The organism is Bradyrhizobium sp. CCGB01, assembly GCF_024199795.1.
Taxonomy (GTDB): domain Bacteria; phylum Pseudomonadota; class Alphaproteobacteria; order Rhizobiales; family Xanthobacteraceae; genus Bradyrhizobium.
Map to the genome: position 1 here is coordinate 5,648,305 of NZ_JANADK010000001.1, position 20,051 is coordinate 5,668,355.

18 protein-coding genes and 1 tRNA gene are annotated in these 20,051 nt (G+C 64.1%); 5 read left to right on the forward strand and 14 right to left on the reverse strand.

The genetic code is table 11. From position 1 onward, the window contains the following. Positions 1 to 42 precede the first annotated feature (42 nt). Together NLM25_RS26165 and rpoZ are read right to left on the reverse strand one after the other, a co-directional pair. A complete protein-coding gene (locus tag NLM25_RS26165; RefSeq protein WP_254120242.1) occupies positions 43 to 2,328 on the reverse strand; it encodes a bifunctional (p)ppGpp synthetase/guanosine-3',5'-bis(diphosphate) 3'-pyrophosphohydrolase in 2,286 nt (761 codons plus the stop codon). 208 nt (positions 2,329 to 2,536) lie between these two features. After that, positions 2,537 to 2,929, reverse strand: coding sequence for a DNA-directed RNA polymerase subunit omega (gene rpoZ, locus NLM25_RS26170; protein ID WP_014494742.1), 393 nt, complete (start codon positions 2,927 to 2,929; stop codon positions 2,537 to 2,539). Positions 2,930 to 3,258: 329 nt separating this feature from the next. On the opposite strand from rpoZ, the gene NLM25_RS26175 reads away from it, so the two are divergent. Beyond that, a complete protein-coding gene (locus tag NLM25_RS26175) occupies positions 3,259 to 3,906 on the forward strand; it encodes an NYN domain-containing protein (protein WP_014494741.1) in 648 nt (215 codons plus the stop codon). Beyond that, on the forward strand, positions 3,887 to 4,561 hold the full coding sequence (locus tag NLM25_RS26180; protein ID WP_254138906.1) for a uracil-DNA glycosylase: 675 nt from the start codon (positions 3,887 to 3,889) through the stop codon (positions 4,559 to 4,561). Before NLM25_RS26175 ends, NLM25_RS26180 begins: the two co-directional genes overlap by 20 nt. On the opposite strand, the gene NLM25_RS26185 is transcribed toward NLM25_RS26180, so the two are convergent. The 4 genes from NLM25_RS26185 to dapA form a co-directional block, all read right to left on the reverse strand. Then, on the reverse strand, positions 4,558 to 5,139 hold the full coding sequence (locus tag NLM25_RS26185; RefSeq protein ID WP_254138907.1) for a peroxiredoxin: 582 nt from the start codon (positions 5,137 to 5,139) through the stop codon (positions 4,558 to 4,560). The two genes, NLM25_RS26180 and NLM25_RS26185, sit on opposite strands and share 4 nt — an antisense overlap. Positions 5,140 to 5,155: 16 nt before the next feature. Further along, positions 5,156 to 5,629, reverse strand: a complete 474-nt coding sequence (smpB, locus tag NLM25_RS26190; protein ID WP_094891864.1) for an SsrA-binding protein SmpB — start codon at positions 5,627 to 5,629, stop codon at positions 5,156 to 5,158. Between the two features lie 73 nt (positions 5,630 to 5,702). Beyond that, positions 5,703 to 6,110 carry a large conductance mechanosensitive channel protein MscL gene (gene mscL / locus NLM25_RS26195; protein WP_254141268.1) on the reverse strand — a complete coding sequence of 136 codons (408 nt, stop codon included), beginning with the start codon at positions 6,108 to 6,110 and terminating at the stop codon, positions 5,703 to 5,705. Between the two features lie 56 nt (positions 6,111 to 6,166). Then, the gene (gene dapA, locus NLM25_RS26200; RefSeq protein ID WP_254120245.1) at positions 6,167 to 7,057 is read right to left on the reverse strand and encodes a 4-hydroxy-tetrahydrodipicolinate synthase; all 891 of its coding nucleotides are present in this window, start codon (positions 7,055 to 7,057) and stop codon (positions 6,167 to 6,169) included. Between the two features lie 279 nt (positions 7,058 to 7,336). Here dapA and NLM25_RS26205 point away from each other — a divergent pair, with 279 nt between their 5' ends. Both NLM25_RS26205 and NLM25_RS26210 read left to right on the forward strand, forming a co-directional pair. Beyond that, positions 7,337 to 9,727 (forward strand): lytic transglycosylase domain-containing protein, encoded by a 2,391-nt coding sequence (locus NLM25_RS26205; RefSeq protein WP_254141269.1) that lies wholly within the window; start codon positions 7,337 to 7,339, stop codon positions 9,725 to 9,727. Between the two features lie 149 nt (positions 9,728 to 9,876). Continuing rightward, positions 9,877 to 10,356: a MarR family winged helix-turn-helix transcriptional regulator gene (locus NLM25_RS26210; RefSeq protein WP_254120246.1), complete on the forward strand. Its 480-nt coding sequence runs from the start codon at positions 9,877 to 9,879 to the stop codon at positions 10,354 to 10,356. Between the two features lie 131 nt (positions 10,357 to 10,487). Here the strand turns inward: NLM25_RS26210 and NLM25_RS26215 are convergent, their stop codons facing one another. Beyond that, positions 10,488 to 12,059 carry a porin gene (locus NLM25_RS26215; protein WP_254138908.1) on the reverse strand — a complete coding sequence of 524 codons (1,572 nt, stop codon included), beginning with the start codon at positions 12,057 to 12,059 and terminating at the stop codon, positions 10,488 to 10,490. A gap of 705 nt (positions 12,060 to 12,764) precedes the next feature. On the opposite strand from NLM25_RS26215, the gene NLM25_RS26220 reads away from it, so the two are divergent. Continuing rightward, a tRNA-Ser gene (locus tag NLM25_RS26220) sits at positions 12,765 to 12,857 on the forward strand. A gap of 348 nt (positions 12,858 to 13,205) precedes the next feature. Here NLM25_RS26220 and NLM25_RS26225 read toward each other — a convergent pair. The 7 genes from NLM25_RS26225 to NLM25_RS26255 all read right to left on the reverse strand — a co-directional run bounded on the left by NLM25_RS26225 (position 13,206) and on the right by NLM25_RS26255 (position 19,928). Next, positions 13,206 to 13,472, reverse strand: a complete 267-nt coding sequence (locus tag NLM25_RS26225; RefSeq protein WP_254138909.1) for a hypothetical protein — start codon at positions 13,470 to 13,472, stop codon at positions 13,206 to 13,208. Between the two features lie 1,542 nt (positions 13,473 to 15,014). After that, on the reverse strand, positions 15,015 to 16,493 hold the full coding sequence (gene gatB / locus NLM25_RS26230; protein WP_254138910.1) for an Asp-tRNA(Asn)/Glu-tRNA(Gln) amidotransferase subunit GatB: 1,479 nt from the start codon (positions 16,491 to 16,493) through the stop codon (positions 15,015 to 15,017). Next, the gene (locus NLM25_RS26235; RefSeq protein WP_254138911.1) at positions 16,490 to 16,792 is read right to left on the reverse strand and encodes a hypothetical protein; all 303 of its coding nucleotides are present in this window, start codon (positions 16,790 to 16,792) and stop codon (positions 16,490 to 16,492) included. Before NLM25_RS26235 ends, gatB begins: the two co-directional genes overlap by 4 nt. Next, positions 16,783 to 18,258 carry an Asp-tRNA(Asn)/Glu-tRNA(Gln) amidotransferase subunit GatA gene (gatA, locus tag NLM25_RS26240; RefSeq protein WP_254138912.1) on the reverse strand — a complete coding sequence of 492 codons (1,476 nt, stop codon included), beginning with the start codon at positions 18,256 to 18,258 and terminating at the stop codon, positions 16,783 to 16,785. The genes NLM25_RS26235 and gatA overlap by 10 nt, the downstream gene beginning before the upstream one ends. Then, a complete protein-coding gene (locus NLM25_RS26245; protein WP_212301069.1) occupies positions 18,255 to 18,467 on the reverse strand; it encodes a hypothetical protein in 213 nt (70 codons plus the stop codon). Before NLM25_RS26245 ends, gatA begins: the two co-directional genes overlap by 4 nt. Positions 18,468 to 18,485: 18 nt before the next feature. Next, positions 18,486 to 18,773 (reverse strand): Asp-tRNA(Asn)/Glu-tRNA(Gln) amidotransferase subunit GatC, encoded by a 288-nt coding sequence (gene gatC, locus NLM25_RS26250; protein ID WP_254120251.1) that lies wholly within the window; start codon positions 18,771 to 18,773, stop codon positions 18,486 to 18,488. Positions 18,774 to 18,851: 78 nt separating this feature from the next. Then, positions 18,852 to 19,928, reverse strand: coding sequence for a nitronate monooxygenase family protein (locus NLM25_RS26255; protein WP_254138913.1), 1,077 nt, complete (start codon positions 19,926 to 19,928; stop codon positions 18,852 to 18,854). Positions 19,929 to 20,051: the final 123 nt, after the last annotated feature.

The window sequence follows — 20,051 nt, forward strand, 5'->3', positions numbered from 1 at the left end:
CAGGACTCACGAGATCGGGGGACAGGCGAATGCGAGAGGCGTCTATCCATTAACACGTTCGACGCGGGCGACGACCGCCTTCGCGCGCAACTGGGCGAGGATCGCGCTCAAATGCTTCAGATCGTAGACTTCGAGATCGATCGTCGTTTCGGTGAAGTCGGGCGAGCGGCGCTGCATGCTGATGTTGTCGATGTTGCCGTCGTGCTCGGCGATCACGGTCGCGATCTGCGCCAGCGCGCCGGGCTCGTTGACGTTCTCGACCTTGATGCGGGCCGGGAAGCGCTGCGGCGCGGAGTCCTCGATGTCCCAGCGCACGTCGAGCCAGCGCTCCGGCTCCTCCTCGAAATCCTTCAGCGCCGGCGCCTGGATCGGGTAGATCGTGATGCCCTCGCCCGGCGTGACGATGCCGACGATGCGGTCCCCGGGCACGGCGCCGCCGTTCGGCGCGAACTTCACCGGCAGGTCCGAATTGATGCCGCGGATCGGGATCGCGACCGGGCTGCGCGGCGGCTCCGACGACTTCTCCTTGAGCTTGGCGGCGAGCCCCTTCTTGACGCCGTAGCGCGCGATGCGCTCCTCCTTGTAGTCGGGATACATCGCGCGCGCGACGTGGGAGGCCTTGATCTCGCCGCGGCCGACCGCCGCCATGACGTCCTCGATCGAGGTCCGCGCCAGCCGCGGCAGCGCGCCCTTGAGCTTGTCGTCGGCGTATTCGATCTTGGCGCGCTCGAACAGGCGCTCGACGATGCGCCGGCCGAGACCGACATATTGATCGCGCACGGCGGTGCGCGTCGCGCGGCGGATCGCGGCGCGCGCCTTGCCGGTGACCGCGAGCGTTTCCCAGGCGGACGGCGGCGCCGCTTGCGCTTCCGAGGTCAGCACCTCGACTTCGTCGCCGTTCTGGAGCTCCGAGGACAGCGGCGCGAACTGGCCGTTGATCTTGCAGCCCACCGCGCTGTTGCCGACGTCGGTGTGCACGGCATAGGCGAAGTCGATCACATTGGCATGGCGCGGCAGCGCGATCAGCTTGCCCTTCGGGGTGAAGCAGAACACCTGGTCGTGGAACAGCTCGAGCTTGGTGTGCTCGAGGAATTCCTCGGGGTTGGCGCTCTCCGAGAGAATGCCGATGGTGTGGCGCAACCAGGCGAACGCAGTGGACTCGCGCTTGAGAAATTCGGTCGGCGAGCCCACGTCTTCCTTGTAGAACACGTGCGCCGCGATGCCGCGCTCGGCGATCTGGTCCATCGCCTCGGTGCGGATCTGGAGCTCGACGCGCTGGTTGCCGGGGCCGATCACGGTGGTGTGGATCGAGCGGTAGTCGTTCTGCTTCGGCGTCGAGATGTAGTCCTTGAAACGCCCGGGCACGACCGGCCAGTTGGTGTGAACGATGCCGAGCGCGCGATAGCAGGCCTCGATGTCGTTGACGACGAGGCGGAAGCCGAAGATGTCGGACAATTGCTCGAAGCCGACCGACTTGCGCTCCATCTTGGTCCAGATCGAGAATGGCTTCTTGCGGCGGCCATAGACCCGCGCGCCGAGCCCGCGGTGGCGCAGATTGTTGGAGAGCTGGTCCTCGATCTCGCCGATCAGATTGCGGTTGCGTTCGGCGAGCGAGTCGAGCCGCTGCATCACCACCGAATAGGCCTCGGGATCGAGGGTGCGGAAGGACAAATCCTCCAGCTCCTCGCGCATTTCCTGCATGCCCATGCGGCCGGCCAGCGGCGCATAGATGTCGAGCGTCTCCTCGGCAATGCGCCGTCGCGACTCCGCCGGCACGAAGTCCAGCGTACGCATGTTGTGCAGGCGGTCGGCGAGCTTGACCAGGAGAACGCGGACATCGTCGGCAATGGCCAGCAACAATTTGCGCAGGTTCTCGGCCTGCTTGGCCTCGCGCGACACCAGCTCCAGCCGCTTCAGCTTGGTCAGCCCTTCGACCAGCGCGCCGATCTCGGCCCCGAAGATCTGGTCGATCTCGGCACGGGTCGCCTCGGTGTCCTCGATCGTGTCGTGCAGCAGCGCGGCCACGATGGTGGCGTCGTCGAGCTTCAGATCGGTGAGAATCGCCGCCACTTCGAGCGGGTGCGAGAAATACGGATCGCCCGAGGCACGGGTCTGCGAGCCGTGCGCCTTCATGGCGTAGACATAGGCGCGGTTCAGCAGGTCTTCGTTGGTGTTGGGATTGTAGGACCTGACGCGCTCGACGAGGTCATATTGACGCATCATGCGCGCGCGAGGCTTGCCCGAGCGAGCCACCGGCGCAGTCGGGGCCACGGCAACCGATTCGGTTGCGGCCAGCATCTGCGTTGATCTCCGGCGCCGATACACCATGCCATCCTGCCTTCAAACGGACCCTGAGCGGCCCGTTGTATCCATCTTAGCTCCGATCGCGCGTGCGTCCGATCAATTCGGTGACAGGTGCGCAGCGCGATGTAGCAACGCTATGGTAACCACGAAAACGCCAACAAAAGCAAAGGCCCGAACACGGGTTCGGGCCTTTGATAAGATCACAAGAAGTCGACGACTGCGATGGGACGATTTACTCGTCCTCCTCGGGCTGCTCTTCCGGCGGCGCGAGGCCCTCGAGACCCTTCAGGAGCTCCTCTTCGGTCATGCGCTCAACGGCAACTTCGGTATCGTCCGCATCGACGCTGGCGCCGGCGGAACCGATCAGCGGCACCGTATCGGGCTCGGGCTCGTCGACCTCGACGAACTTCTGGAGCGAGTGCACCAGCTCCTCGCGGAGGTCCTCCGGCGAGATGGTCTCGTCGGCAATTTCGCGTAAAGACACAACAGGGTTCTTGTCGTTATCGCGGTCAACCGTTAGTTGTGAACCGGACGAAATCATGCGGGCGCGGTGGGCGGCCAGCAGGACCAGGTCAAACCGGTTGTCGACCTTGTCGATACAATCTTCTACGGTGACGCGAGCCATGGACTGTCGCTCCGTTGTGGGTGGGACGAAATATGTGGATGATCGGGGCTAGTTATAGGGGACAGGGCGATTTCGCAAGGCCAATTTGTGATTTGGCCTCGCCAAACGGCTCTGCTACCCCCACATTGGGGCTGGGATGGGTGATTTGCCGGGCTGCCATTGAGGGCGGCGCCGGGCGTGCGCAGGTCCGTCATAACTATACCTTGATTGCCCCGACTTCTCCGGATTTGCGGTTTCGACGGGTTTGGGCGGCACCATAAGACCGCGCGGCTTGCCGCCGCCGCGCCAACAATAAACGATCAATCACGACCACTACGCGAGCAAACTGAATGTCACCTTCTGCTACCAACAAGATCGCGCTCTTCATCGACGGGGCCAATCTGTACGCGACGGCGAAAACTCTGGGCTTCGACATCGACTACAAGCGCCTGCTGAAGGAGTTTCAGAGCCGCGGGACGCTGTTGCGGGCGTTCTACTACACCGCGATCATCGAGGATCAGGAATACTCCTCGATCCGCCCGCTGATCGACTGGCTCGACTACAACGGCTACACCGTCGTCACCAAGGCGACCAAGGAGTTCATCGACGCCTCCGGCCGCCGCAAGGTCAAGGGCAACATGGACATCGAGCTCGCCGTGGACGCCATGGAGCTCGCCGAGCACATCGACCAGATGGTGCTGTTCTCGGGTGACGGCGACTTCCGCTCCCTGGTCGAGGCCGTCCAGCGCCGCGGCGTTCGGGTCACCGTGATCTCCACCATCGCGAGCCAGCCGCCGATGATCGCCGACGAGTTGCGCCGCCAGGCCGACGTCTTCACCGACCTCGTCGAGCTGCAATCCAAGCTCGGCCGCGACCCGTCCGAACGCCCCGCCCCGCGTGACCGCGGCGAGCGCGGCGAGGGACGCCACCACGCCCCGCAGTTCCTCCAGCGCGCGACCACAATGGCGCCGAGGGGCGATGACGACTTCGAGGAGTGAAGCGGCACGGTCAAGCCGCCAGCCCCTCACCCTCGTTCCCGACCGTGACTGTCCGCTCTGCCCGCGCCTGGTGGCCTTTCGCGAGGCGAACCGCGCGCGCGAGCCGTCGTGGCACAATGCGCCGGTTGCGCCCTTCGGCGACATCAAGGCGCGGCTTCTGATCGTCGGCCTCGCGCCCGGGATGCAGGGCGCCAACCGCACCGGCCGTCCGTTCACCGGCGACTATGCCGGCGACCTGCTCTACGCCACGCTGCTCGAATACGGATTTGCCAAGGGCGTCTACCAGGCGCGACCGGATGACGGCCTGAAGCTGGTCGACTGCCGGATCGCGAATGGCGTGCACTGCGTGCCGCCGCAGAACAAGCCGCTGCCGATCGAGATCAACACCTGCCGCCAGTTCCTCGCTGCGAATCTCGCGACGATGCCGAACCTGCGCGCCATCGTCGCGCTTGGACGCATTGCACACGACACCGTGCTCAAGCCGCTGAACCTGAAGGCCTCGCAAGCCCCCTTCGGCCACGGCGCTGTGCATCAGGCCGGCGCGTTCAGGCTCTACGACAGCTATCATTGCTCGCGCTACAACACGAACACCGGTGTACTGACGACGGACATGTTCCGGTCCGTATTCGCGAAGGTGAAGGCCGACCTCGACTAGAGCTTGGCCGGATTGGCCTTCAGCCAGTCCAGGACATCGCCGGCGTTCCGGTCGGGCGGAAACACCGGATAGAACACATGCGTGACCCTGGCATCGTCGATGATCAGCGCCAGCCGCTTGATCAAGGTCAGGCCTGCAACCTCCAGGGTCGGCAGATCGAGAGCGTGCGTGAGCGCCAGCTTCTCGTCCGACAGCACGGGGAACGGCAGGTGCAGCCGCGATGCCATCTCGGTCTGGTACGCGTTGCTCTGGGTCGAGAGGCCGTACACCTGGGCGGCGCCGGCGGCTTTCAGCTCGGCGAACAGGTCGCGAAACGCGCAAGTCTGCGGAGTACAACCGCGCGCGCCCGGGATCATGTCCCAATCGTCGACCAGCGCAATCTTGCCGGGCTCGCCGGTGCGGGGATAGGCGAAGACCACGGTCCGGCCGCGTAGCGCCGACAGCGTGACCGACGTGTCGTCGGTGGCGAGCAGGGTGATCGCCGGCAGCGTCGTGCCCTTGAGATGCGCGGTGCCGCCGTCATCGGCAGGTGCAGGAATCTTACTCCAATCGACCTCGAGCAGGCTCTTCTGGGTCATCCCAATATCCTTGCCGCTATCCCCTCGCCCGCATCAGGCGGCCCTTCTCCCGGCTCCAGTCGCGCTTCTTCTCGGTCTCGCGCTTGTCGTGCAGCTTCTTGCCCTTTGCAACCGCCAGCTGCAATTTGGCGCGGCCGCGCTCGTTGAAATAGAGCTTGAGCGGGATCAGCGTCATGCCTTCGCGGTCGACCGCGCCCATCAGCTTGTTGATCTGCTTGCGGTGGAGAAGCAGCTTTCGCGGCCGCTTGGGCTCGTGATTGAAGCGGTTGCCCTGGAGATATTCGGGAATGGTGGCGTTGATCAGCCAGATCTCGCCGTCCTTGGAATCGGCGTAGGATTCCGCGATCGTGCTCTTGCCGTTGCGGATCGACTTGACCTCGGTGCCGGTCAGCGCAATGCCCGCCTCGATCGTGTCTTCGATGGCGTAATTGAAGCGGGCCTTGCGATTCTCCGCCATGACCTTGATAGGACGTTCGTTCTTATCGGCCATGACCTACGAAACCTGGACAACAACCCTGATCGAGATGCGCGCGTAAGCTAACAGTTTGGATGAAGCGCGCGCGTCACTTCTTGAGGAGATCGCGGATCTCGGTCAGCAGCTCGACTTCGGCCGACAGCTTCGGAGCCGGTGCGGCCTCCTCCTTACGCTTCAGCGTGTTCATGGCACGGATCACCAGGAACAGCACGAAGGCGACGATGATGAAGTTGATCGTCAGCGTCAGGAAGCTACCGTAAGCAAGTACTGCGCCTTGCTTTTTAGCATCCGCCAAGTTGGTGGCGGTCACCGCCTTCGACAAGGGGGCGAAGTAGTTCGAGAAGTCGAGGCCACCGGTCGCGGCGCCGATGATCGGCATGATGATGTCGCCGACCAGCGAGGTGACGATGGCGCCGAAGGCCGCGCCGATGATGACGCCGACCGCGAGATCGACGACATTGCCCTTCATGGCGAATTCGCGGAACTCCTTGAGCATCTGCCTGCCCTTTTCGTCGGCGCTCATGAACGGCTTCCCCCCGATTTGCTAACGCATCAGTTGATCAGCCCAGCGTGCACCATCGCACTGCGCACGGCAACGCGGGTCGGTTCGGAGACCGGCACCATCGGCAGCCGCAGCGTCTCGTCCAGCTTGCCGAGCAGCGACATCGCGTACTTGATCGGCGCCGGGTTGCTCTCGATGAAGAGGTTGTTGTGCAGCGGCATCAGCTTGTCGTGCAGCTTCAGCGCGGTGGCATGGTCGCCCTTCGCCCAGGCGGCCTGGAACTCCGAGCACAGGCGCGGCGCGACGTTCGAGGTCACCGAGATACAGCCGTGGCCGCCATGCGCCATGTAGCCGAGGATGGTCGCGTCCTCGCCGGAGAGCTGGTTGAAATCCTCACCCATCGCCGCGCGCTGCTGCGAGACGCGGACCATGCTGGCGGTGGCGTCCTTGACGCCGGCGATGTTCTTCAGCTCCCACAGCCGCTTCATGGTGTCGACCGACATGTCGATCACCGAGCGCGGCGGGATGTTGTAGATGATGATCGGGATGCCGATCGCATCGTTGATCGCCTTGAAGTGCTGGTACATCCCTTCCTGGGTCGGCTTGTTGTAATAGGGCGTCACGACCAGCACGGCGTCCGCACCCGCCTTCTCGGCGTGCTGGGCGAGCTCGATCGCCTCCTTCGTCGAGTTGGAGCCTGCACCCGCGACCACCGGCACACGCCCCTTGGCTTCAGCGATGCACCATTCGACGACCTTCTTGTGCTCGTCATGGCTGAGCGTCGGGCTCTCGCCGGTGGTGCCGACCGGGACCAGGCCGTTGGTGCCCTCCGAGATCTGCCAGTTGACCAGGGAGCGGAACGCCGCCTCGTCCAGCGAGCCGTTCTTGAACGGCGTGACCAAGGCGGTGAACGATCCCCGGAATTTCGTCTTGGCTGCCATGGACTTCCTCCGTACGCGGCTATCTTGAGAGCAAGCCGCATTCATATCGGGTCTATCCCGCCGGTAAAAGACCCGCTTCCGTGTGACGCACCGTTTAGGCCGCGATTTTGCCGCGGTAATGGTGCAAACCCGGCAAAGGTAAGTAGCTGTTGGTATTTTGCCCGCATATTCAATCAAATACAGCTAGGTCTTGGGCCACTTGACTGATTCGGGGCGACGAACGCCGTGATCTCCCTTCCTCGTGCCGCATGGCGATCCACCGGTCTGGTCGTGTGCCTGATGGCAGGGCTGTCGGTCGGCTGCGCCGCCCTGGCGAAGTCCAATGAGACGATCCCGGACGGCGCCAAGGACACCGCGAAACCAGCCGCCAAGGAAGCCGCCAAGGGCTCGGCCAAAGGAACTGGCAAGGAAACTCCGAAGGACGCAGCCAAGGGTGGAAGCAAGGGTGCGGCCAGCGCCCCGCCCAAGGATGCCGCGAAGAAACCTGCCAAGGATGCTGGAAAGGATGCCGGCAAGAACGCCGGCAAGGAACCTGCGAAGGACAAGCCCAAGCCTGCGGCGGCTGCCTCCGCGCCAAAACCGCACCCGGCCGCCCACGGTTCAGCTCCCAAAGCCGCACCCGCGCCGGCCGTGACGGCCACCGTCAGACCCACCGCCCCGGCGCCCGTCGCCAAACCGGTCGCAGCTCCCGTGCTTGCGCCGGCGACGCGCCAGCACGCCACGCCGCGCAAGCCGGTGACACCGGCCGCGGTCGCTGCAACCTCCTCGACGTCGCAAGCCGACAAGGACACGCTCGAGACCGTCATCGAGCTCGTGCGCAAGCGCAAGTCGGGCGACGCCACCAATTACGCAGCCTCGATCTCGGATCCCGTCGCACGAAAGCTCGCCGAATGGATCATCCTGCGCAGCGAGGACAATGGCGCAACCGTGGAACGCTACCGCGCTTTCCTCTCCGCCAATCCGAGCTGGCCGTCGCAGACCTTCCTGCGCCGGCGCCTCGAGGCCGCGATGTGGGACGACAGGCGCGACGATTCAGTCGCGTGGTCGTGGTTCGAGAATGAATCCCCGGTTTCCGCCAAGGGCCGCTTCACGCTCGCCAAGGCGATGCTGGCGCGCGGCGACCGCGCCAATGCCGAACGGCTGGTGCGCGAGGCCTGGCGCAGCGATCCGATGTCGGAGGACACCGAGAACAACGCGCTCGACCAGTTCGGCGCACTGCTGACGCCGGGCGATCAGAAGGCGCGGATGGACACGCTGCTCTACGGCAGCGAGAACGAAGCTGCGCTCCGCGCCGCAAAGCGCCTCGGCGCCGGCTATGTTGCGCTTGCCAGGGCCCGCATCGCCTCTGTCAAGAAGGCGCCGAACGCGCGCGCGCTGCTCGACGCCGTACCGCGCGAGCTGCACAATGATCCCGGCTTCATCTTCAGCAAGATCCAGCTCCTGCGCCGCGAGGAGAAGTTTGCGGAAGCCGCGCAGCTGATGCTGTCGGCACCGAAGGATCCGAACCGGCTCTACAATCTCGACGAATGGTGGATCGAGCGTCGCCTGCTGGCGCGCAAGATGATCGACACCGAGGAATTCCGCAGCGCCTATCTGATCGCGCGCGATGCCGCCCTGCCCTCGCGCGACATCTACAAGACCGAGCAGGAATTCACCGCGGGCTGGATCGCGCTGCGCTTCCTCAATGATCCGGCAGCGGCCACCCAGCACTTCGCCCGCATCGGCGTCGGCAGCGTCAATCCGACCACGCTGGCGCGCGCCGGCTATTGGCAGGGCCGCGCCGCGGAAGCTGCGGGCCGCCAGCAGGAGGCACGCAACGCCTATGCCCGCGCGGCCGAGCAATCCACGAGCTATTACGGCCAGCTCGCGCGCGCAAAGCTCGGCCTGCCGCAGATCGAGCTCAACAGCCAGCCGCGCGGCCGCGGCGCCGAACGGCTGGAGATCGTGCGCGCCGCGCACCTGCTTTACGAACTCGACGAGCGCGAGATGGCCGTGCCCCTGCTCGCCGACATGGGCGAGAACGGCGATCCCGAGGCGCTTGCCGGCCTCGGCGAGCTCAGCCAGCGTTACAGCGACGCGCGCGGCATGCTGCTGCTCGGCAAGGCCGCGCTCAACCGCGGCCTGCCGTTCGACTTCTACGCCTACCCCGTCAACGGCATCCCGCAGTTCACGCCGATCGGCCCCGAGGTCGAGCGCAGCATCGTCTATGCCATCGCGCGGCAGGAGAGCGCATTCAATCCCTCCGTGGTCTCGCCGGCGCAGGCCTATGGCCTGATGCAGGTGACGCCGGATGCCGCGCGCTATGTCTGCAAGCGGCACGGCGCGACCTACGATCTGGGGCGACTGAAGAACGATTCAGTCTACAACGCCACGCTCGGCTCGGCCGAACTCGGCGGGCTGCTCGAGGATTACCGCGGCTCCTACATCATGACTTTTGCCGCCTACAATGCCGGCCGCGGCAGCGTGAAGAAATGGGTCGACCGCTACGGCGATCCGCGCGATCCCAAGGTCGACGCGGTCGACTGGGTCGAGCTGATTCCGTTCTCCGAGACGCGCAACTACGTGCAGCGGATCATGGAGAACCTGCAGGTCTATCGCGCCCGCTTCGGCGGCGGCACGCGCTTGCAGATCGAGGCCGATTTGCGCCGCGGCGCCGGCAGCGTTGAGTAGAGCTCTCCACGCGAGGGAATCTACTGCGACCAATTGCGCCGGCCCTAGACGATCTATTGACGCTCGCTGATCCGCGACAGTCGAGACGCCGGCCAAATATGCCGGTAGAATGAGACATGATCTGATCGTTTTGATGGAAGCCGGACGATATGCTCGAGAAGAAACTCGACAGAGCGATTACGGACCTCATCTGGAACGTCGTCGAAATTCACGCTCAGCTCGAGAACATCCATACGAGCTGGGCCGCACTGCTGGGCGTTACAGAGCCGCAGTGGCTGATCCTGATGGCCATCACCGAACTGGACGAGGGGCAAGGCGTCGCAGGAGTCGACATTGCGGAGAAGCTGCGGGTCCATCCGGCCTTCGTGACCAACCAGACCAAGAGCCTGGAAAAAGCCGGCTTCCTGTCGCGGCGGCCGGGACAGGACGATGCGCGTTTCGTCCTGATGTCGCTGACGACAAAGGCGACAACGGGCATCGAGAAACTGTCCAAGCGAAAGCTCGCCTTGAATTCAACCATGTTCAACGAGCTCGACGAGAAGACCCTGGCTGATCTGAACGCCGCGCTCGCGACAATCGCCAGGAACGCCCGCCTCGCTGCACGCTTGCTGGCGATCGACGTTTCCTGATCTACGGATCTCAGTCACCCTGAATTACTCGAAAGCTGAACTCGCCGAGCTCTGACGGAAGGACTCGGCAGACAAAAGAAAAGCCCCGGCGGTTTCCCGCCGGGGCTCTCTGTCAGGTCGTTAGACCGAACTTACCAGTTGCGCTGAGCGCGGAGCAGCAGGGTCAGCGAGTCCTGATCCTTCAGCTCGTAAGCCGCAGCCGGCTTCGCGATAGCACCAGCACCGGCGCTAGCAACGACGCCCGAGAACTTCTGGTCCAGATGGGTCCAGGTGAAGTCAGCCGAGAACGTCAGGTTCTTGACCGGGGTCCAGCGGGTGATCAAGCCGATCTGACCGATGTTGAAGTCAGGGTTACAACCCGTGACGCCAGCCAGGCTGCCGAAGAAGCCACCGGTACCGGTCGCGCCGCAGATCGCCGTCTTGCCGAGATTGCCGTACTGGAGCCCAGCGTAAGCACCGTAGATTGCGGTGTTCCAGTAGGGATCCCAGTTGTGGGTGTAGGCACCACGGAAGCCCCAAGACTTGACGCTCTCCTGGCCGCTGCCGGTGATGAACACCGTGTCGGGAGCAAAGGCGAAGCCGACGCTCTGGTAGGCAACGCCCGAGCTGCCGAACATCGAGAAGGAGCTGCCCGCCAGGTTCTGGAAGTTGTAGCGGGTCGCACCGTCGGTGTAGACGCCCGAGATGTTGATCACGTCACCCGCACCGGTCGGGATGTTCTTGATCGACAGAGCGAGCTGAACAGCCCAACCCCACTTGTCGTCGGGGTGGCCGGTCGTCTCGGTCGCGCCGTAGTAGGCAACGTGGTTGTCATGCGCAGCAACCGACGCCTGGAAGAGACCCCAAGCCTGGTCGACACGGACCATACCGACGAGGTTCGGAGAGCGCGAACCGCCGATGGCGTTGGTACCGCTGGTGCCGCCGAAGAGGCCGGCCAGAGATGTACCACTGAGGTTGACGTTGCCAGCCTGATAGTAGGCCGTCGCGTCTTCCGCCGAGAACGCCGCCGTCACGCCCTGACCGAAGTCAGCGGTGTAGGTGAACTGGTTGACGCCGGTGACCGTACCGGAGCCGCCGACGAGACCGTCGAAGTTGTTGCCGGGATAGTTGGTCCAGGGCGCGTCGAACTGCGACACGGCCTTACCCATCGTGAAGCCGGCGAACTGGATGAAGGCGTAGTACACGCCGAGCGAGCCGCCCGAGGTACCGCCGTCAGTCGGGTTGATCGTCGAGCCAACGAGGGCCGGGGTGGCACCCGAGGTGTTGAGGGCCAGCGTGCTGGTGTAGGCCGTGCCGCCGAACGGCGAGCCAATGCCCTGATAGCCACCGGTGGTCCAGGAGAACGTCGCATCGAAGAAGGTGCGGACGACGCCGTATTCGGTCGCGGTGCGCGTGTCGATGTTGAGATCTTCACGAGCGCGAGCGGTGTAGTAGTTGCTCAGGCGGTTGCGCGCACCGGCCGGGGAGCCGTTCTGAGCGCCATAGACGCTGTTCGTGTTCAGCGCGACTTCAGCGCGCAGATAACCACCCAGCTTGATGCAGGTATCGGTGCCCGGGATGTAGTAGAAACCCGCGCCGTACAGCGAGCAGATCTTCACGTATTCGACCGCTTTGGCCTTCACGGGGAGATCGGCCGCCTGAGCTCCGCCAACAGCGATGAGACCCGCCGCTGAACCGAGCAAAAGGCTCTTAACCAACTTCATGTTAAACCTCCAAGTTTGCTCTATAGGGAAGGTTCCGGATCCGCTGGGTGAAACACCCTAGGTTGGTTCCCTTGTCCCTTAACTTCACCGCTTAGTCGCTTCGCGCCTTCGGACACACCCGCTGAACGCGAGGGACTTAAGCGAACCACCTAAAACGGGACGACCTCGGGATGCCCCCCTCCGTCGCTCAGTCACAATTACCGAACGTCCTTGCACACACAACAACAGAACGCTCCGTAACGCGCCCATGACGTGTGTTTTCCGAAGGGTGTTGCACAAATAACACGCAGATGTGATCGAAGCGCCCTCGCAACACATTGTTTTCGTTTATGTTTTCTGGACGGTTCCCTTCGCCGTCAAAATTCCCCATCTGAGGCGCCAAGGACGGGAGCTCACCCAGAAGGGGCTTTGACGCATTCGAATCGTGGAATCAGAGGGCGACTCGAGAACATGCTGCAACCGGCTTCGGGCGAGTCTTCACCAGGCGCAGACACTCATCACGGCGGCGCTCAGGGCGCACACGACGGACACTCTTTATGGGTCGTGGGGGTTATTGGCACCGGGGCCGGCAGCCCGGTTTGCGGAGACGGAAAGATTCGAAGCCCCGACAGGCCCTCTGTCACGAAAATCGTTGGGAACATTCGAGCGCAAACGCACGGTTACAAATTGACCGGCCCAAGCAAATAGATGCATAAGGCTCGCACCGGAGAGGTGGCCGAGTGGCTGAAGGCAACGCTTTGCTAAAGCGTCATACGGTCTCAAGCTGTATCGAGGGTTCGAATCCCTCCCTCTCCGCCACCCAGCGGCAGAATCAGAGACCTGCGCGTTCTTTCACCTGAAGCGACCGTGGCGCGGCTGCGAAAGCCTGGCGCAAGGATCAGCGCCGCGGCGCCCAGCCCGATTCGCGCTCTCCTTATATAAGTGCGTCCGCACCTCGCGGCGGGATCGCCAGTTCCGCCAATGCGGCGCGGAGGGCCGTCCGGGTTCCAGATCGCATTCGTCGGGCGCGACCTGAATCGGCAACCGTTGTTCATTCTTGTCCGGACCGGCCATGCCACGCGATTCCAGCGGCGGCACGACGCAGGAACTTGTTTGAATGCAACCGGGCTCAACCCGTGAAACACGGGTGCGGATGCGATTCCCGGCTCAGTGAGCCGAGACCCACGCCCTCGCCTCGCGCTGCGCGGCCGAGATCTCGGCGTCCGACATCTGGCCGGCGACTTCCTGGCGCAGCGTCACGGCGTCCTTGCGGCCCTTCAGGGCGGCGAGGTTGAACCATTTATGCGCGGCGACGAGGTCGACGAGGCCGGAGCGGCCGCTCGCCCAATAGATCCCGCGCTCGAACAGCACGTCCGACAGCGCGCTCGCGTCGATCGGCGTGGCCGTCTCCAGATCGAAAGTACCCTGAAACATAACGCATCCCCTTTTTTCTTATGCCGCCTCGTTCCCCCGAGCGCGGCTCCCGTCCAATCAAGTGTTCAACTCATCCCCGAGTCTTCTTGCCCAAGCCGTTTGCCGGCTTGTTGGAGGGATGATGGCGGGCAAATTTGAATGGCAGTTTAAGTATCGCGATGAAGCAGACGTAAACGCGAGCGCGCGGCGTCTGCGCGCGGAATTCAAGAAGTCCCTGATTTGCGGGCACTTCTGCGATTCGTCAGATTTGGTTTACCGTGGGATTTTGGGACATCGATAACCATCGCGCGCGGTGACGCGTGTCCTGCGGCTCTATTTGTGGGGAGCGGCGCGCTGTCGTGACCATACCGCGCGTCGCCTTCGACGAGCCCGATCCCAGGCTCCCGCGGGGGATCCAGGACGCAGCGGTCCGTCGCTTCAACCACTGTCGCCCGGCGTACCGGATCGCCGGGTCAAGCCGGGCGACGAACGCCTGAGGATACGCTCAACAGTCCGGCAGCAGACTTCGCCTGCGGCAAGGCGGAGCGACCACGTCAGCGCGGCCACGTCTCGGTCAGATCAGCAATGTGGGAAATGGGAATGCCGGCAATACCCCGGCCTCAAGAGAACGAGGGCGTCGGCGAACACGTCAGGATCAAATTCCACGTTGGCCCGAAGGCCGGTTGTGAAATTGCGGAGCCCTTAGGAAGGAGAACCGCACCGAACGAAGAAAACTTGTTTCTTCTGCCGGACCGGTCCTTGGCGAGCGAACTCGCGAAAGATGACGATCCGACCGTTGACCTGATGTCTCGCCGACACCCTCTATCGTCGACCAGAACCTTTTAGGAGGCGCTGATGACGTGCCGGCTCTCTAGGAGCCGGCAACTTCAGAAGCGAAGTTACTTCTTCTTGGCGACCTTGCGGGTCTTCTTCGCAGTCTTCTTCACTGCGCTCTTCGCCTTCTTCGCCTTCTTCGCCTTCTTTGCTTTCTTGGCCATGTTGCCCTCCGATGTGTGAGATGGCTTTAATCGCTGCGTGCAGTCGGGGATCGAATGCACTCACCCCGAATACACCAACACGACGAAAAAAACATCTTCTCACTTAAGGAAGTGTTGACGACGCAGCGCGCGTGCGCCAGCCGCGCTTGATTTGCCGACGCGCAGAGACACGCGTCCGCGATTGCAAATGCTTCTCGCAACATCGACGTCGGCAAGTGCAGTGATTGCAAGAAAAGCCTATGCAGCAAGTATTATTCTGTCCGCGCACATCACGCGTGATCAGAGTGACGATGCGCGCTGCAAAGCGCTCGATCGTCTCGCCGAGGCGAGTCGCGGACTCTGAGTCGCGAATTTTGGCAACGAAATTATTTTCATGCTTAACGGCGGAGGCGCTCGTCGGAGCGCGTGGAAGTCGCCGCTTTGTGCGAATCGCACCACCGCGATTCGCAACTACGCCATGGCTTGATCGGGATGAAGTTTGCCGTCGAGATGCGCGCGAACGTCGCATCGCGAGCACAGCGCGAGGTGACGAAGCGTGTCCGTCACCTCGTTCGAACGCGCGACGTCAGACGCCGAGCTTCGACTTCAAGAGGTCGTTGACGCTCTGCGGGTTGGCCTTGCCGCCCGACGCCTTCATCACCTGGCCGACGAACCAGCCGAGCGACTGCGGCTTGTCCTTGACCTGCGCGGCCTTGTCGGGATTGGCCGCGATGATGTCGTCGACCACCTTCTCGATCGCCGACAGATCGGTAACCTGCTTCATGCCGCGGCTTTCGACCAGCGCGCGGGGATCGCCGCCCTCCTGCCAGACGATCTCGAACAGATCCTTCGCGATCTTCCCCGAGATCGTGCCCTCGCCGATCAGGTCAATGATCGCAGCCAACTGCTCGGCATTGACCGGAGAGCCCGTAATATCCCGTCCTTCCTTGTTGAGACGGCCGAACAGCTCGTTGATCACCCAGTTCGCCGCCATCTTGCCGTCGCGGGCACGGTTGCCGAGCGCGTCCAGCACCGTCTCGTAGAACACCGCGCTCTCGCGCTCGGCCACCAGCACGCTCGCATCGTAAGCCGACAAGCCGAAATTGGCAACGAAGCGCGCCTTCTTCTGGTCCGGCAGCTCCGGCAGCTCCGCCTTCAGCTCATCGACGAAGCTTTGCGAGAACTCGAGCGGCAGCAGGTCGGGGTCGGGGAAGTAGCGGTAGTCGTGCGCCTCTTCCTTGGACCGCATCGATCGCGTCTCGCCCTTGTTGGGGTCGTAGAGCCGCGTTTCCTGCTCGATCGCGCCGCCGTCCTCCAGGATCTCGATCTGGCGCCGCGCCTCATACTCGATCGCCTGGCCGATGAAGGTGATCGAGTTCATGTTCTTGATCTCGCAGCGGGTGCCGAGCGGCGCACCCGGCTTGCGCACGGAGACGTTGACGTCGGCGCGCAAGGATCCCTTCTCCATGTCGCCGTCGCAGGTGCCGAGATAGCGCAGGATCGAGCGCAGCTTGGTCACGTAGGCCTTGGCCTGCTCGGCATCGCGGATGTCGGGCTTGGACACGATCTCCATCAGCGCCACGCCGCAGCGGTTGAGGTCGACATAGGACATGGTCGGCGACTGATCGTGCAGCAATTTGCCGGCGTCCTGCTCCAGATGCAGCCGCTCGATCCCGATCGTGGCGGTCTTGCCGCCGTCCAGTTCGACCACGACCTCGCCCTCGCCCACGATCGGCGACTTGTACTGGCTGATCTGGTAGCCCTGCGGCGAGTCCGGATAGAAATAGTTCTTGCGGTCGAACACCGAGCGCAGATTGATCTGCGCATTGAGGCCGAGCCCGGTGAGCACGGCCTGGCGGACGCACTCTTCATTGATCACGGGCAGCATGCCCGGCATCGCGGCATCGACCAGCGAGACATGGCTGTTCGGCTCGCCGCCGAATTCGGTCGGGGCGCCCGAGAACAATTTTGATTTCGAGGTGACCTGGGCGTGGATCTCCATGCCGATGACCATCTCCCAGTCACCGGTGGCGCCCTTGAGAAGCTTGTGCGTGGCCGTGCTCATGTCTTGCTCCCGAGCAGCGTGGCAGCGATCCGCTCCCACTCTGCCTCCAATGAATCCTTTGCCGTCGGCTGGCCGGCCTGGCGATACCAGTAGCCGGCATTGCCCAGATCGCCTTCGACGCGGTGCAGATAGGCGTGCACCCAGGCAGCGTCGCGGCCGTTGTCGTCCTGAACGATTTTGTGCGCCTGGTCCCAGTCGCCCTTGCCGGCCCACCAGAGACCGGCGAGCGGCGCGTTCAGGCCAGGCGCGGGCGCCGCGCCGTCGAGGCTTGCGATGAACGCGGCGACATTCACCACCACCTCGCGGGCGTGAAGCGGCCGGCGGCCTGCTCGATCACCTCGCCGAGCGAGAACAGCGTCTCCTCGTCGAAGGGACGGCCGATCAGTTGCAGGCCGAGCGGCAGCCCCTGCGCGTCCTTGCCGGCGGGCACGGCGATGCCGGGCAGGCCCGCCATGTTCACGGTCACCGTGAAGATGTCGTTGAGATACATCTCGACCGGGTCGGCACCGCCCTTCTCGCCGATGCCGAAGGCCGCCGACGGCGTCGCCGGCGTCAGGATCGCGTCGACGCCCTTGGCGAAGCAATCCTCAAAGTCCTTCTTGATCAGCGTGCGCACTTTCTGGGCGCGCAGATAGTAGGCGTCGTAATAGCCGGCCGAGAGCACGTAGGTGCCGATCATGACGCGGCGGCGCACCTCTGCGCCAAACCCTTCTGCGCGGGTGTTCTCGTACAGCTCGTTGATCGTCTTGCCCTGCTCGCGCAGCCCGTAGCGGACGCCGTCATAGCGCGCCAGGTTCGAGGACGCTTCCGCCGGCGCCACGATGTAATAGGCCGGCAGCGCGTATTTGGTGTGCGGCAGCGACACCTCGACGAGCTCGGCGCCCGCCGCCTTCAGCCAGGCCGCGCCCTCGCTCCAGAGTTTCTCGATCTCGGCCGGCATGCCGTCGAGACGATACTCCTTGGGGATGCCGATCCTGAGGCCCTTCACGGACTTGCCGATCGCAGCCTCGTAATCCGGCACGGGAATGTCGACCGAGGTCGTGTCCTTCGGATCGTGCCCGGCCATCGAGCGCAGCAGCATCGCGCTGTCGCGCACGCTGCGGGCGATCGGACCGGCCTGGTCGAGCGAGGAGGCAAAGGCGACGATGCCCCAGCGCGAGCAGCGGCCATAGGTCGGCTTGATGCCGACGGTCGCGGTGAATGCCGCCGGCTGGCGGATCGAGCCGCCAGTGTCGGTCGCCGTCGCGCCCATGCAGAGCAGCGCCGCCACGGCCGAGGCCGAGCCGCCGGACGAGCCGCCCGGCACCAGCGTGGTGTTGGAGCCGTCGCGCCGCCAGGGATTGCCGACGGGACCGAAGCACGAGGTCTCGTTCGCCGAGCCCATCGCGAACTCGTCATTGTTGAGCTTGCCAAGCATCACCGCGCCGTCGCGCCAGAGCTGCGAGGTGATCGTGGACTCATAGGTCGGCACGAAATTGCCGAGGATCTTCGAGCACGCCGTGGTGCGCACGCCCTTGGTGGCGAACAGGTCCTTGATGCCGAGCGGAATGCCCGCGAGCGGACCGGCATCGCCCTTGGCGATCTTGCCGTCGGCCTCGCGCGCCATGGAGCGCGCCTGGTCTGGCGTCTCAAGCACGAAGGCGTTGAGCACCCGCGCGGCTTCGATCGCGTTCAGATGCGCGTCGGTCAGCTCGAGCGACGTGAAAGTTTTTGCCGCGAGACCCTTGCGGGCCTCGGCGAGCGTCAGCGATGTCAAATCGGTCATTTATTGATCGGGCTGCAGAAGAACGGAGACAGGGTTTTGTCGTTGGCCGGGTCGTCTTTTTTGGCGGCCGCATTCGCGGCGGCCTCGAGCTCGTCGAGCACGGCATTGACGGCGACATTGGGATCGGCAGCCTTGCCCTGCCGCTCCATCTTGTCGAGATAGTTCATGTAGGCCTGATAGGCCTTCTCATCGTCGCAAAGCATGCACATCGGACGGCGTCCTGAAAGTTACTCGACGACTTTGGGCACAAGAAAGAAGTGACCTTCGGTCGCGGGCGCGTTGGCAACGATATCCTCGGCGATCTCGCCGTCATTGACCAAATCTTGCCGCTTCTTCATCTGCATCGGGGTGACCGAGGTCATCGGCTCCACGCCCTCGACATTGACCTCCGAGAGCTGCTCGACAAAGGCGAGCATGGCGTTGAGCTCGCCCTGCAGATGCGGAACCTCGCCCTCGGAAACCGCAATGCGCGCCAGATGCGCGATGCGGCGGACGGTAGCGGCGTCGACGGACATTATATAAGGCCTCTCACGGCAAAACCTATGTGCCGTATAGCAGAGGCCGGTTTTGCGCCGCAACCGGCGCTTCCCACCTTACCCCGCCAGAGCCTTCATCCGGGCCAGCGCCGATTTGGCAAAATCCCGGGTCAATTCGGCCGCCGGGACCTCGCGGCCCAGGGCCACGGCCTGGCCGGCCCAGAGATTGGTGAAATCGACCCTGCCCTGCTTTTCGGCAGCCGTCTTCAGCGGCCCCAGCGCGGTCGCGGCATGCGGAAACGGCGGCGCATCCGGCGAGACCGGGCCGGCCTCGCGCATCAGGCGGTTCTGGACCCCGCGCGCCGGACGTCCGGTCATGACGTTGGTGATGACGGTGGAATCGTCGCCCGCCTCGGCGAGCGCCTTGCGGCCGCCCGCGCTGACCTTGGATTCCGGACAGCGCAAGTAAGCACTGCCGATCTGCACGCCGGAGGCGCCGAGCGCAAAGGCCGCGGCAATGCCGCGCCCGTCGGCGATGCCGCCGGCCGCGATCACCGGCACCTTCACGGCGTCGGCGACCTGCGGCACCAGCGCAAACGTGCCGGGCTGCTCGGAGATCCTGTCGGTCAGGAACATGCCGCGATGGCCGCCAGCCTCGGCGCCTTGCGCGATCACGGCATCGACGCCGTGCTGCTCGAGCCAGACCGCTTCCTTCACGGTCGTGGCGGACGAGATGACGAGGCAGCCGGCCGCCTTGACGCGCTTGAGCAGCGCCGGCTCCGGCAGACCGAAATGAAAGCTGACGACTTCCGGCTTCAGCTCCTCGACGACCTCGCAGAAGGCGGCATCGAATGGCGCACGGTTCGCCGCACTGATGGGCGCCGCCGGGTCGAGGCCATGCTCCGCATAATAGCCCGTGAGCCGTTGCTTCCAGCGCGCTTCGGCCTCGGCCGTGAGCTCGACGGGCGTGTGGCAGAAGAAGTTCATGTTCACCGGCGCCTTCACGCGCTGGCGGATGAGGCCGACCTGCTCGCGCGCTTTCTCCGCCGACAGCATCGCGCAGGGCAGCGAGCCCAGCGCACCGCCTTGCGCGGCCGCGATCACCAGCCCCGCATCCATCACACCGGCCATCGGCGCCAGCACGATCGGGAGTTCGGTCTTGAAGAGGTCGGTCAGTCGGCGGTCAGGCCACATGGTTTGGTCTCGCTAGTTGTTGTCCTTACCCTCCCCTGGAGGGGGAGGGTCGATCGCGCGAAGCGCGAGCGGGGTGGGGTGACGGTCTCTCCATTGAGACGCTGCCCGCGTGGAGAGATCACC